This window comes from Algoriphagus aquaeductus (genome assembly GCF_003253485.1).
GTDB lineage: Bacteria > Bacteroidota > Bacteroidia > Cytophagales > Cyclobacteriaceae > Algoriphagus > Algoriphagus aquaeductus.
This window is the reverse complement of the sequence record NZ_QKTX01000015.1, coordinates 121801-136152: the sequence shown is the minus strand read 5'-3', so window position 1 is coordinate 136152 and position 14352 is coordinate 121801. Positions and strand designations below refer to the sequence as shown.

General features: G+C 39.6%; 8 protein-coding genes. All 8 read right to left on the bottom strand.

Annotated elements, in window-relative coordinates:
• Positions 1 to 408: 408 nt before the first annotated feature.
• The 8 genes from CLV31_RS17720 to CLV31_RS17685 all read right to left on the bottom strand — a co-directional run bounded on the left by CLV31_RS17720 (position 409) and on the right by CLV31_RS17685 (position 14289).
• Positions 409 to 1416 carry an MraY family glycosyltransferase gene (locus CLV31_RS17720; protein WP_111394409.1) on the bottom strand — a complete coding sequence of 336 codons (1008 nt, stop codon included), beginning with the start codon at positions 1414 to 1416 and terminating at the stop codon, positions 409 to 411.
• The gene (locus CLV31_RS17715; protein ID WP_111394408.1) at positions 1394 to 2203 is read right to left on the bottom strand and encodes an SDR family oxidoreductase; all 810 of its coding nucleotides are present in this window, start codon (positions 2201 to 2203) and stop codon (positions 1394 to 1396) included. Before CLV31_RS17715 ends, CLV31_RS17720 begins: the two co-directional genes overlap by 23 nt.
• A 7-nt stretch (positions 2204 to 2210) precedes the next feature.
• Positions 2211 to 2909, bottom strand: coding sequence for an acylneuraminate cytidylyltransferase family protein (locus tag CLV31_RS17710; RefSeq protein WP_111394407.1), 699 nt, complete (start codon positions 2907 to 2909; stop codon positions 2211 to 2213).
• Complete coding sequence (locus CLV31_RS17705; protein WP_111394406.1) at positions 2906 to 3892, bottom strand: Gfo/Idh/MocA family protein; 987 nt, start codon at positions 3890 to 3892, stop codon at positions 2906 to 2908. The genes CLV31_RS17710 and CLV31_RS17705 overlap by 4 nt, the downstream gene beginning before the upstream one ends.
• A 49-nt stretch (positions 3893 to 3941) precedes the next feature.
• On the bottom strand, positions 3942 to 10967 hold the full coding sequence (locus tag CLV31_RS17700; RefSeq protein ID WP_181452663.1) for a PKD domain-containing protein: 7026 nt from the start codon (positions 10965 to 10967) through the stop codon (positions 3942 to 3944).
• Between the two features lie 183 nt (positions 10968 to 11150).
• On the bottom strand, positions 11151 to 12290 hold the full coding sequence (neuC, locus tag CLV31_RS17695; protein ID WP_111394404.1) for a UDP-N-acetylglucosamine 2-epimerase: 1140 nt from the start codon (positions 12288 to 12290) through the stop codon (positions 11151 to 11153).
• Positions 12277 to 13320, bottom strand: a complete 1044-nt coding sequence (locus tag CLV31_RS17690; RefSeq protein ID WP_111394403.1) for an N-acetylneuraminate synthase family protein — start codon at positions 13318 to 13320, stop codon at positions 12277 to 12279. Before CLV31_RS17690 ends, neuC begins: the two co-directional genes overlap by 14 nt.
• 24 nt (positions 13321 to 13344) lie before the next feature.
• Complete coding sequence (locus CLV31_RS17685; protein WP_111394402.1) at positions 13345 to 14289, bottom strand: glycosyltransferase; 945 nt, start codon at positions 14287 to 14289, stop codon at positions 13345 to 13347.
• Between the last annotated feature and the right edge of the window lie 63 nt (positions 14290 to 14352).

Genomic DNA, 14352 nt, shown 5'->3' with positions numbered 1-14352 from the left:
TCTTCCGAAAAAGTACGCTTCGATTTGATCCTTTTTCCCGTTTTTAGCATCTTGATTCAGATTTAAAAACGGTCAACCTATTTCAGGGAATGACAGGTCTGAATCTTTCGGGACAGGAGACTATGGACCCGAATTAAGAACGCCTTTTTTGGAAAATGATCGGGAAAACGCAGGTAAAGCTACCTGTGGAAAAACTGAACATTCTTTGGAATTAAAACCTTAAAATGTTCAAAAAATACCCGATATAGGGTATTTTTTGAAGACTTATTTTAGCTGAAATTTGAGAGTGTTAAGTTTTAATCAGGCAAAAGCCAAACTAAAAAGCCCTTCAGGATCTGGAGGGCTTTTTTCATTTGGATCCGTTTGGAAGTCACGAAGGGTAAGGGAGGTAAATCCAAGAACCGCAAATCAAGTGAGCTTAAATCTATTTTGAATGGGGATTTTGATAAGCAGGTAGATCACTGCGGTAAGCACAAGTATAGTCAATGCCCACAGATCAGAAGGATAAGCCTGAGGATAGATGAACAGCACAAAATTGAGAGCGAATTGTAGCAAAGCAAAAATCAAAGCTACCAAGACATGTTCTTTTTTAAGCTGATTGACAAATAACTGATATAAGTGAAGACGGTGGGGCTGGGTTATATTTTCTCCTCTGATCAATCGCTGCCCCAGTGTAAGAAAAGAATCGGCTCCATATACCAATAAAGAGAGAACGATGGTCCAGTTTCCAACCTCCAAATACCATCTAGCCAGGAAATAAATGACCAAGTAGGCCAAGGAAATACTTCCAATATCCCCTGCAAACATCAGGGCTTTTTTCCGCAAGTTAAAAATCAGGAATACCAACAGGGAGAGGATGACATATTGGATCAAAGCAGAGTCAAAAATTGGCAGGTACACATTGACGGCCAACAGTGAACCAAAAAAAGTCAAGAAGTACAACCCGGTGATTCCATTAATCCCATCCATGAAATTAATGGCATTGATAATTCCCAGTGCAATGAAATAAAGGATAGGAAGTGCCCAGAAAGGCTTTTGACCAAATACTCCCAAATCCCAAAATGCGAGGCTCAATGCGACAAATTGAATTCCAAACCGAAGTTTGCGTGACAGGGTAAACATATCATCCATCATGCTGACAGCAGCTATCAAGATCAATCCCAGCACCATCCAAGAGTTTGAGAATCCGTTCATCAACCACCACATGAGGACTGAAATGGGAAAAATGATCCCCCCTCCCCTGACCGTGACTACTGAGTGGGAAGAGCGGTGGTTTGGACGGTCTACAATTTCAAACCTAATAGCCAATTTTAGATAAACCACACATACAAGTAGCAATACAAAAAAAACTATGGAATAACTGATGATCATAGCGGTCAAGGCTTGAAAATAATTACCAAGCAGTCCATCCTCCATCTATAATTAAATTATGCCCAACTACATGACTACTTGCATCTGATGCTAAATATACAATTCCGCCTCTTAATTCACTTTTATCACTCATTCTACCAATCGGGTTTAATTGCTGAAATCGCTCTAAAAACAAACCATGATGGCCATTCCAAATTCCCCCAGGAGTTAAAGAATTCACGCGAATCCCTTTCTCTGCCCAGAGCGTTGCTAAATATTTTGTTAAGGCGACCACACCATGCTTACTTACAGAATATGCTACTGGTTGAGAAATTCCAGTACCAGGGTAAATTTTATGGTTTGGACTAACTACTCCGTAAAGGGAGGCTATATTTATAATTGATCCTTTCCCATTTTCAAGCATGCATTTACCAATAACCTGACACCCCAAAAAAGATCCTGTTAGATTTACATTTAAAATGTTGTTCCAATCTTCCAGTGGAAAATCTTCAAATCCAGCGTCAAAATTTTTAGACTTACTTTGATTGGTAAATCCGGCATTATTTACCAAAACATCAATTTTCCCAAAATTCTTCTCTAATGAACTTGCTACTGACTCCCAATTAGTCCGGGAAGTAACATCCAACTCCATGCTTTGAATTTTTTGATATCCTTTTTCTTGAAGCAATGAAACAGCTTGATTGCAGGATTCGATATTCTTGTCTGCCAGGACAACTTGTGCTCCATGATCCATTAAAGCAATCGCATGTTCGGATGCAAGAAGGCCTGCACCCCCAGTGACCAAAGCTATTCTCCCTGATAAGTCGAAAATTGGTGAAATAGAAGGATTCATTACTATATTAATAAGTTTTTGGTTGATTTAGGATGAATTCTATCAGTTGAAAATCCAAATGGGTATCGATATCGATAGCTCTTTCTCTGGGCATAGGGCTGATAAGGCAATTGGCTTTGGACCAATGCTCAAATTGATAAAGTGAAGTTTTTTTTATCACATAAGCAGCAGGGCTCAAACTATAAACTTTAGGCGCATCCTGACGTCTTACAATGGGTTTTGGTGTCTTTTTCACTATGTGTGCATATCCATCCTCAAGAATTTCCATCATATTGAAATATGGATTTCTTTCGGGCTCATAACCTGTTATCACAACATCTACATCAGGTCTGGATTTTGCTAATTCAATTGCAGTATCGATATCTATGGTTTGCTTCAGAGGAACAGTCACATCCATATCTACTAAATATTCGACATTCTGACCTTGAGACTCTATAAATTCAAGAGCATGGATAAATACAGGCCATTTGCTTGATGTATCCTGAGCGAGGTCTGCAGGTCTGAGAAAAGGGGTCTCCGCGCCGAAGGATCTGGCTACTTCGGCAATTTCGATTGAATCAGTAGAAACAATCAAACGATCGATAAAATTGGAAGACTTAGCCTGTAAAATAGTATGACCTATCAGTGGGATTCCATCCAGAAGGCGTAAATTTTTCCCCGGAACCCCTTTGGATCCTCCTCTACAACAAATAGTACCTAAAATCATATTTTTTTGAATTCAATTACAGAGGAGGTATCGCTGGATTTCTTTGAATCCAAAACCATCCTTAAGCTGACTAGTGCCTCATTAAAGGAGGTGAGCCTTAGATCATTTGGTTTTTCTATAAACGATTTTACGATTTGGACATATCGATCATTCCTTTCAAACTCGGAAAAATCGAAGATAGAAGTACTCCTATCCTCACGGGTCAATGAGATGGATTTCTTGGCTAAATCCCAAATCAGGGTTCCTTTTTCTCCTGTAAAAACACAATTGCGAATAAGGTCTCTTTGATGGTAATCCAAGTGAAGTGATGCAGTGGCCCCATTAGAAAATTGGATCAAAATATCCGAAACATCTTCAGTTTCAATTTCAAGGAGAGGATTGGATTGGTATATCGCACAGATTTTAGCAGGTAAACCCATGATCCATCGTAAGTAATCAAATTCGTGCACCAAATCCAACATTACTCCACCACCTTTTTCTATAGAGGCACTCATCCCTTTTCTGTGGTCTTCATATGGTCTCCAATCTGGAAGATATTGACCAACAAAAGCATTAGCTGATAAGATTTTTCCAATTTCTCCGGATTCGATAATTTCTTTTGCTTTCATCAACCCCGGATCAAAATGTAGATCGAATCCTACTTGTACTCTTGTATTGGACTGTTGAATTTCATGCCCCAAATCAATGCAAAAATCCAAGGTATGACTTACCGGTTTTTCAATATAAATATTCGGGATCCCTACTTTAAGAAAAGCCTTTAAATCCGACATATGAAAAGCTGTTGGAGAACAAATAAATCCATGAGTAAACCCAGTGTGATTATCAGCTGCCTCCTGGACGGAGCGATATTTCAGCAGGTGGTCCAATCCATCTCCAAGAGTAGATTTACTGGTTATAATTACCAAATCTGTATACCCTAAGGCTAAAAGGTTTGATGCATGTCTTTTTCCTATGGAGCCAAAGCCCTTTAATAGAATTTTCATGAATAATTGTGATTCAATTCGGAAATGGTCTTTAAAGGTAATGGAAAGTCTATCTAATCAGGATAAATGTCCCCGCCTTTTCAAAAACTTCTCCTGAACGACTAACAAACCTACCTTTGAAAATATAATTACCTGGCATGGCAGGCTTCCCATTCAAAGATCCATCCCAACCAGGATCCTCCATAGAATCTGATCTATAAATCAATTCACCCCAAGTACTAAAAATATAGAACTCTAATTTTGAAATTCCTTTGTAATAAGGTCTGAATTTCTGGTTTTTTAATCCATCGGGAGTGAAGGCATTTGGTATAATCACCAAATAATCATCATTTACATTGACTATGATTTGGTAATTTGAAATGCATCCAAATGTGTCAATTACTTGAAGGGAAACCGTGTAATCCCCTTTTTCTTGGAATTGGTGTTTGGGATTCTTCTGGGAACTCGTATTACCGTCACCAAAATCCCAATTCCATATAATTGCTTTACCAAGGCTCATATCTTTGAAGAAAACATCTTCAAAAATCCCTATATCTCCATTAGAAATAATTATTCCTGTCCCAGGATCGACATCATATTGGAAGTTGGCCACCAATAATTCATCTGCTATTTGGACTCTTATTCGTTGGAATGGATTCCAACAACTTGCCCCTTTTAATGAGCTGCTAACTCTATAATCTCCCGAAAGATTGACTTCATCTATGTCCTCAATAAGCATAGCGGTACCATTAGGACTAATGATGTTATAATCATACACATTAGGATTAAATCCTTCTATGAATCTGGTCAAATCCACTGTTCCTTTGGGATCGCAAACAATTGAGGGGTTTGAAACCCTTAGTGTTGGGATACTATTTACTTTTATCTCAACAGGTTCTGGAGTTAGGTTACAGATTCCCGGTCCACTAGCTGAAACATAGTAAGTATAGGGGGCATTTGAACCCGTAAGCCCATCAATGGTCAATGTGCCGTTAGTGCTTATGGAATAATTTATTCCATTTAGCTGTCCATTTAAAATTGGATTTTCTCCACCAGCATCAAAAAACCACGAATAGGATGGATTGGTAATATTTGGGGGTAAAACAGGTAATAGTTCAGCCGTTTCCCCTTGGCAAATGACTTTATCTTGCACATAAATAACAGTTGGAGCCTCCTCCAACAATAAGTTAGAAGTGACATTTATGACACAACCCTGAGCATCAACCAAGTCGATTTCGTAATTGCCTAAAGGAAGGTTAGAAATGGTCACCTGTCCAGGGCCTGCCTGATTTATATTTAATGGACTTTCACCATTTCTTGCATAAAGGATCTGGTATGGACTATAGCCTCCAGAAATAGTAAAGTTAATTTCCCCATTATCAGTACCACAGGTCGGGTTGTTCACATTTATCCCTGAGCTTGCAAGTGGTGAGGTGGGGCCGGTGACGGAAATTGGTGAAACCATATAGGAGCAACCATGGAGATTTTTGACCTCTACATGGTGTACTCCTGTAGCAACTTGGAAAACATTGGTATTCACAAATGGACCTCCATTCAGGCTATAAGTGTAAATACCCGGAGCTCCAGCCACATTAACTGTTATTTTACCTCCATCTCCAAAACAAATCTCATTCTCCACTATTGCAGTAGCCGAAGGAATGGAGTAAACCAGCACTTCCCCTTTGCCTACAAATCCAGGGCAAACAGTACCACCCGAGACAGTCACAAAATAGGTATATGGAACAGCTTGTCCGTTTAAATTTGAAACAGACAATACTCCTGTAGTTGGATTGATTTGGTAAATTTTTCCGTCAGCTGCAGGATTAGGACTGCTAGAGATGGGTTGTGCCAGTGTTTGGTCAAAGTACCATTGGAAAGTAACTCCAGAAGAAGGCGGATCCAATGTAGGAGACAAAACTGCGAGCTCTCCTTCGCAGATTTCTTTCTTCTCTATAAGAATCTGAGTTGGACCATCCAATAAAGAAACAGAGTTACTGGTCAACTTGCAGCCCTGGGCATCAGTAATAATCAACTGATAATCTCCAATAGTATATCCTATCAAGTCAACTGAAGATGTGTTGAATATTTTTGTTTCTAAACTAGCTCCATTCCTCACCACCTCTACCGAATACGGAAGCCACCCCCCTGTAACAGTAAGTTGAAGTTTACCATTAGATGCCCCACAGCCTGGATCTGTTTTGGTAAGAGGCGTAGCAGACAAGGCCGATGTCGGACCTTCTATCTCGAAGGTACTGTTCTGGGGGCAACCACCCGGTGTTATTACCGTCAAATTATAAATCCCTGATGTAAATGAGAATGTCTCTAGGGCTGTTTGGTTAATAACCGGACCTCCATTAATACTATAAGTATAATTCGATTTTCCTCCGGATATAACCTTTATCTTACCGTTGTTGTCTCCGAAACAGCTAACAGGTTTAGTTTCTAACACTACCTCCGGCTTTTCATAAACAGTTACTTCAATTTTTAGTTCCTGCCCAGTACATGCCACATAGAAATAGAAATCATGTAAACCAGGAGGCAAGCCTGTGATTAAAAGTTCTGGATTAAGCCAGTCAGAATCATCAATCAAATAGGATACTGTAGGCAAATTAGGATCTTGGCCATCCTGAATCAAACCTGTTTGATTCGGGTCTGTGAACCATTTTACTTCCGTAGGAGCGACTGGGGGTAAAGAAGGATTTGGTGCAAGGTGAACCGGCCTGATTTGGACAGTTTCACCAAAACAAACATCCATCGGAGGAACTAATCCATAATTCGGATCGGAGGATTCTTGTACAGTAAATGTAAATGTCTCAGAACATCCCTGACTGTCAGTCACAAATAAGAAGTAATTTCCCGGGCCCAAATCTTTGGCACCAACCAAATCTCCAGCTATCACCTGCCCTGTAAGTGAACCTTTTCTCCACTCCACAGAATAATTACCCCATCCTCCAGAAATCAGCAAATTTTCAATACTCCCATTATTCAAATCACAAGAACTTCTTAGGATATCTGGTGTATTGATTTGAATAGGGGCGGACGGTTCTGTTATCTCCACAGTTTCTATATAGGCACATCCTATAGCATCCTCGATGCTAACGCTGTACGTTCCGGCTTCCAATCCAGAAAAAGTACCTGTAGAATTTGATTGACCATATCCTACTAGGGTGAAGGTTAAATTGGATCCCGGATTACTGCTTAGCAAATCAATAGCTCCATCATTTCCACCAAAACAAGACACCGGCTTTGTTTCAAATTCGGCCTCAGGAAGTTTGATGATTTTAACTTCCGCAGGAATTGGAGGACCATCGCAAACCATACTTCCACTTACTGTTAAATAATATAGATATGGATTTGGTTGGAAAGCCAATCCAGAGATTATCAATTCCCCATTTTGGATGGTATAAGCTACCTCCCCAACCTGATCTCCAGAGTTGATGGATACTAGACTGCCAGGATTGGATGGATCTTCGTAAGACCAGATGTATATAGGTGATACTCCGCTTGCGGCAGAGACAATAACTGGTTTGAGAATGGCATCAACTTTTTCACAGACTTCAACTGACATGACATCAAACTGAGGAACAGGAGTGTCCAGAATAGAAACAACAAGGGATTGAACACACCCGTTTTCGTCTGCTACCTCAATTGTATAATTTCCAGGCGCTAAATCTTCCAGGGTAAAGTTACTGGAAGAATTACGGGTTATACTTCCAGAATAAGAAGCTAATTCGATTCCATTAATCTTAACCTTATACTCACCGGCAGCATTAGGAACCCCTCCACTGATTGAAAAAGTAAACTCCCCATTATCTAATCCACAAGAAGCATCCAGATGTGAGTTAGGATCTTCCTGAACTGTCATTTCCGTTGGTTCAGTTATATCTAAATCGGTCACCTGTGTCTGACAGCCAGTCAAATTTCGAACTGTCAACGTATACTTTCCAACTTCCAGACCAGTAAATAATCCGCTGTTAGAAATCCAGCCTGAATTAAAGCCATTGTTGCCTATCAAGTTAAATTCAAAGTCAGAAAAGTTACCGGACTTCAATTTTACCTGAATAGAAGCATCATCTCCGCCATAGCAACTGACATTTTTAATTTCAGGGATATCCAATTCCGGAAGAGAATTTACAATAACAGACGCAGGTATATAGCCTTGATCGCATACCCTATCACCAGTCACCTTAAGGTAGTAGGTATACGGTGAGTTTTGAGCAAGCAAACCGGAAATTCGGAGGTCATTATTAGAATCTATGGTGAATAAAACACCGTTTACAGTCTGTCCTGAATTGATTTTCAAAAAATTTCCGGAACTATCCTGAATATACCATTCAAAAACGGGACTTGAAGTAGACTGATTTACAATCACCGACTGAAGAATTGCCTCTTCCCCTTCGCAGATTTCATCATCATTGGTATCAAATTCAGAATTGGTTTCTAAGCCGAGTTGACTATCCAGGGTTTCAGTACAGCCTTTCGAGTCAGTAACCAATATGGTGTAATTTCCGGCGGCAAGATTTTGCACAGTATAGGTGTTACCTGAGACTGATGCCCCTGATAAGGCAGATCCGTTGAGTAGTATAGTGTAGGGGCCTACACCTCCTGTCAGATTGAAAGAAAGAACCCCATTGGTATTTCCACAGAACGCATTCTGGATGCTTGTTTCTGCCAAAGTCAAGGGTTGCGATGGTCCATTTATGGATAATGGGATAATTGAGGTAATACAATTGGGTGAGGATGAGCTAGCATACACTTGGTAAGAACCAATAGCCAGTCCTGTAAATTGACCCGAGGAATTTGATGAAATCGGATTCCCGTTACCATCTTCTAAAAAATAAGTAACTGAAGAAAGAGGGTTAGAAATTAAAGCTTGAATTTCCCCTTTACCATCGGAACACCAATCCTCAGAGACTACTGAAGCGCTAAAGTTTAAAGGGGGAAAGACTTTTACTCTTGCTTCGGAAATTACATCTCCAATATATGGGCAGAAATTTCCGGAAGGGTTAGTTTTCGATTGGGCCTCCACATAAAAAATATAATCTTTTGGATTAGAGCCATTTGCCACTAATCCAGTTATGATAATTTCTCTATCATCTACAATGGAAAAAGTGACAGTTTGTCCATCAATGACTCTTGTAGCCCCATTGGTTATCGGTCCACCTAACCGATTGGGAGATGTATACCAAAAGAATTTTGCTCCTGCATCTGAACCGTAAATTGGGGGGATTACGGGATAGAAGTCAACGGCATTTCCCTCACAAATTTCCTTATCGTTTGCTAATAAGTCCACCGGTGTGCCCTGTTCTTGACTTACTTCTACATCAATAGAAATAGAACACCCATTTAGGTCGGAAGGATTCCAAACGGTCAGCGTATACGTCCCTAAGTTTATCCCTGAAATGGAGAATATGGCTTCCCCTCCTACAAGAGGTGAAACAGACGCATTTAGCTTTCCAATTGAAGATCCATTATAATACCATTCGTAATCGAATCCAGGAACAAGATCTCCTACAATCAAATTTGAAATCAATCCGTCTGCCTGACCGTTACAGGTAGGGTTATCCAATTGAGGATCTTGAATCTTTATGGGTTCAGGATTGGTAGTAACCGTTATAGTTTTGGCAAACGAAATAAGCCCGTAATTATCTACAACCTGATAATACACCTGAGCGGTCCCGATGAATCCCGGATCCGGAACAAACCTAATACTCGCTGCATATTTTTCATCTTCAAAATTATCAGATGTTAGTTCTTCCAGCTCGACAGAGAAAGTGCCTTTTCCAGGAAGGTACCTGGTGTTATTAGCAGGATCGCACCTTTCGACACATACATTGGAAAGTCCACAATTAGTTAAAGATGGATTTCCTCCAGTTGGTGGAGAATTATCAGGGGCTCCCGGATCGGTTTCATAGAGTTGAACACAACGTAGAAAGGAGTTTTCACTTTTAAGATCTACCTCAAATTCAAACAAATTCTCCTCTCCTTCACATACTTCAGCAGAAAGGTTTTCGATCTCTGGAATCGGAATACTTGCATAATCCGAGACTTCGGCAGTTACGTTCCTAATCTCATGAAAATTTGTATTTGGAGATCCTGTTGATGCAGCAAAACCTAACTTTATATTTTGAGGAGCAGGAAAGTTATAGGGAACATTGGTAAAAATAGGCTGAAGAAATAACCCAGTTCCATTGTTGTACAGCATGGATACGTTCAGTATATATGTCCCTGACCCGGTAGGTGCCAAATCAATAAAAACTTTTCGATAACCCGGTTCACCACAGGTTTCCGCTCTTAAAGGCGAGGCTAAGGTAAATCTTCTATTAAAGTAATCGACCGGATCCAAAGGATCAAAAAGGTAATACTTAGAATCAATAGGATCTGTATAGACAGCCGGCTGTTGTTCATTTAAGAAGCTTCTATCGAAAGTTCTTTTACCATCGATAAACTGATAATTACTAGTTTCCGGCCCTCTAATGACAATAGAATTGTAATACTGCCGCTCATCTGGGACAGGCCCAAATCCTGTGGCTGTTGGATCTTTAAATCCACCATACCTTCCTTCATATTCATTACCAAAATTCCGGAAAGCATCAAACCCTATACCAAGGTAGGCTCCTTTAAGGCCCGGTTGAAAAGTGAGTCCACTATTACTTCTCCAAGGGGAATAACCTAAAGAGCCACCTAAGCCACCAATTTGGAACGTTGAGGGGGTAATAGCCCCATCAAACATAAAAAAACTAATCCCATCGGCAGGAGTAATGGTAAGGCCTCCATAAGCAAAGTATTCAAAGGACACTTTGATTCCGTATACAGGAGAAAAGGGCAAATCAATAAACATATACCCTCTTTGATCCAGGTTATTATCCGTTAGTCTTAAAAAACCATCTCCCTCAGGATCCAGCCCCTCATTTGCGGTAAGAATTGCCGGTTTGGGAACTCCCTGAAAAAAGGTATTGGCTCTGGTGGTACTATTGGTAAACGGTTCACAATAGGGAAATCCATCTCTTGGAATGGCTACTGTTTGGGAGAAAGAGGGAAATTTGGAAATAAGAATCAGGATCAATAGGATATAGATCCTACTTGGATTTTTCACTCTTATGAACGTTTGGATAGAGTTCATTCCCATTCACACATCATTAAGGCTTGAAGTACTGAATTTGATTGTTCTTCCTAACCTCATATTTCGTACCCAATTTATCTTAATTCTGATTTCTGTAATAAAAAAAGCCAATGGAAGTTTCAAAATACATGAAAATTCCATTGGCCAAATCCAAAATCAGTTAAATGCTTTATCAATAAACTGTTTTTGGCAACTAATTTCCCAAAATGATCTGGTCAGCATTGATTCCAAGAATTGTGTGTCGCTGTTGCCTGCTCCGAAAAGATCTTCTTTAGGGAATGAGCTGTTTGCTGCGAGGTGGATCAAGGCTAAAATTTCATCTTTCTGATATCCGCAATTTAAGATGTCTTCATGGAGCGCCCTATTCAGCTGTCTTGTCCCAATGTTTACCACTGGGATCCCATAATAAGGGGCCTCACGAATACCTGCACTTGAATTCCCTACCATAAATTGGGCATTTTTCAAAAGGGTAAGGAAATATTCAAATCTGATAGAAGGGAAAATCCTAAACTTATCATATTCTAAAAGTCTTTCGTATTCCTTTAAAATGAATTTACTCCCAAGATCATTGTTTGGATAAATTACCACATATTCTTTTTCGCTTTCAATCAAGGCATCAACAAAATTTTTGGCATATTCTGCCATTGACTTATATTCGGTTGTTACTGGATGGAACATCGCCACCGCATAGGATTCAAAGTTTATCTGATAATACGCTTTGACATGATGAATATCCGGGAGATTGGGAGACAACATCAAATCCACATCAGGAGAACCGATGACGAAGATAGATTCAGGTAATTCTCCCATTTGAACCAATCTTTCCTTTGCTTTTTGATTGGAAACAAAATGAATATGAGACATTTTGGAAACTGAGTGTCTGATCAATTCATCGATGGTTCCTGACAACTCCCCACCCTCGACATGAGCGACCAGAATATTGTTAAGAGCACCGACTATTGCTCCTGCCATTGCCTCAATTCTATCGCCATGGACAACAATCAAATCTGGGTTAATTTCCTTTATGAAGGAAGAAAAACCCTGAATGGTCTTTGCCAAACTTAGGTCCATGGTTTTTTCATCAGTGTGGTTAGGAAATGCATGAATATTTTTGTAGCCACATTTCTCGACTTCCAAAAGGGTATAGCCGTATTCTTGAAGCAAGTGCATTCCGGTCACAAAGACAAAAACTTCAAACTCATCTCTGTCCTTGGATATTTCAATAAGTGACTTCAGCTTACCAAAATCGGCTCGTGTACCAGTAAGGAATACCAGTTTTTTCTTAGTCAATGTCATCCCAAATTAGTTGAACATCTGATTCCAGATTTCCTGAAGCTCTTTTACCCAATACATCTGGAAAATGCTCTGCAAGAATCCCGCCTTTTCCAGGTCTTTTAACCCAGATGTTGTCTTTGGTGAACTTTTCCCCTTTCGTGATGGGTTTAATTGTACAAATGGTTGCAAAGGCAAAATCAATAGTCACTTTTTCTTCCTCAGCCGGACCTTTTTTTCCTCCTCGTTGCTTTTGAAGAATCTTAGCACCTTCAATCAATTCTCTGCAAGCTGTTTCATCCATAGAACAAACGATATCCGGCCCGGGCCGATCCATATGATCTGTAAAATGACGCTCCAATATAGAAGCTCCCAACGCAACAGCACCAAAACAGGCATGATTTGACAAGGTATGATCACTCAAGCCAACTACTGCATTGGGGAAATTTTCCTGAACTTCAACCATAGCTCCAAGTCTTACAAGATGATCGGGGGTAGGATATAGATTGGTCGTATGGAGTAAGCCATAGGGAACATTTTTATGCTCAAAAATGGCCACTGCTTTCCGAATACTTTCAATTGTATTCATCCCTGTGCTCATGATGATAGGTTTGCCAAAGGATGCGATATGTTCCAAAAGCGGATAATTATTACATTCACCGGATCCTATTTTAAAAGCAGGAACATCCCATTTGATCAACCGATCTGCAGCTGCTCTTGAAAATGGGGTTGAAATAAAAATCATTCCCTTGCTCTCCACATAGTTTTTCAATTCCAATTCATCCTGTTCATTTAACGCACATCTTTCCATGATTTCATAAATCGAAACATTAGCATTTCCAGGAATGGTCTTTTTTGCAGCTCCAGACATTTCATCTTCCACGATATGGGTTTGATGTTTGACTACTTCTGCACCGGCCCTAAAAGCAGCATCCACCATGGATTTAGCTACTTCCAGAGATCCTTCGTGATTGATGCCTATTTCAGCTATTACCAGAGGTGGATAATGATATCCAACTTTTCTTCCAGCTATTTCGAATTCTGGGTGGTTCATATTTTTTTATTGGTTCTGTTTTAGTTAAATCATGGACAAAATTCTCCTTGCTTGTACACCGGGCAAACAATTATCTTGAAAATATTCCTTACCGCCTAAAGCAATTTTATCCAGGTAATTTCTATTTTTCAATACATAATTCAAGAGCTCAGGAAGTTCTCCCGAATCTTGAATATAGTGGATATGTTTTCCATGTTCCGGAAGAGTGGGCAGGTCTATTTTAAAAGGAAACCCAATGACAAAGCAATTATAATTCCAGTACTCTGCCAGTCTCCAGCTTACTGCTTCGAGGACAGCTGGATTGATAAATCCAATTATTGATCTTGATGACTTTTGAGCAAAAACATCTGGAGTGTATCTTTTGTCAATTACAGAAGGAGGTACACCACAAAGATCCCCATCCGACCTTGGATTCATACCTCCCTCAAAATCAATTAAGGGATTAGATCTGCACGCATGAATAAAATCTACACGTACCTTATTAGCCCAAGATTCTTTTTTCCAAATACTTCCAGCGAAAAACACATAATTCCCTTCTAACCTACGAACAGGTCTGTTTTCAAATCCGGGCCTCTGATAAAGTGTATACCACTGTTTTAAAAAATTCCGAGGATCCGTTTTCAAGATCCCTTTTAACCCAAAGGTTTTTAGAAAATCCCATGAATTGTCAATAGGATAGTGAGGATATATAGAATGAACCTTTGGCCAATTATACTCCGCTTTATTTAACAACTTATTGGTTGCGAAGTATAAATCAGCTTGGTCGTAGGATTTTTTATCAATTCCTACAGGGTCGTCATTATCAATTACAACGATTCTCCCTTTATACTCAAAAACCAAGAATGGTCTCCCATTTAAATGGGCAAATTCTTCCTTAGGGGAAAAACGCAAACTTTTCTCCAAACTCAATCCTAAATGGTAAAAGCTAGAATAATAATTAGGAATATTAAATAAATTAATTTGCTCCATTTAATGTGTTGGATTAAGAAAATAAATCAAGTAGGTCAGGGCCTAATATAGTTTTAGATATTC

What these genes read in the sequence shown, in the direction of transcription:
- CLV31_RS17720 (WP_111394409.1), bottom strand. Translation starts at nt 1,416, where the DNA reads ATGGAGGATGGACTGCTTGGTAATTATTTTCAAGCCTTGACCGCTATG.
- CLV31_RS17715 (WP_111394408.1), bottom strand. Translation starts at nt 2,203, where the DNA reads ATGAATCCTTCTATTTCACCAATTTTCGACTTATCAGGGAGAATAGCT.
- CLV31_RS17710 (WP_111394407.1), bottom strand. Translation starts at nt 2,909, where the DNA reads ATGATTTTAGGTACTATTTGTTGTAGAGGAGGATCCAAAGGGGTTCCG.
- CLV31_RS17705 (WP_111394406.1), bottom strand. Translation starts at nt 3,892, where the DNA reads ATGAAAATTCTATTAAAGGGCTTTGGCTCCATAGGAAAAAGACATGCA.
- neuC (WP_111394404.1), bottom strand. Translation starts at nt 12,290, where the DNA reads ATGACATTGACTAAGAAAAAACTGGTATTCCTTACTGGTACACGAGCC.
- CLV31_RS17690 (WP_111394403.1), bottom strand. Translation starts at nt 13,320, where the DNA reads ATGAACCACCCAGAATTCGAAATAGCTGGAAGAAAAGTTGGATATCAT.
- CLV31_RS17685 (WP_111394402.1), bottom strand. Translation starts at nt 14,289, where the DNA reads ATGGAGCAAATTAATTTATTTAATATTCCTAATTATTATTCTAGCTTT.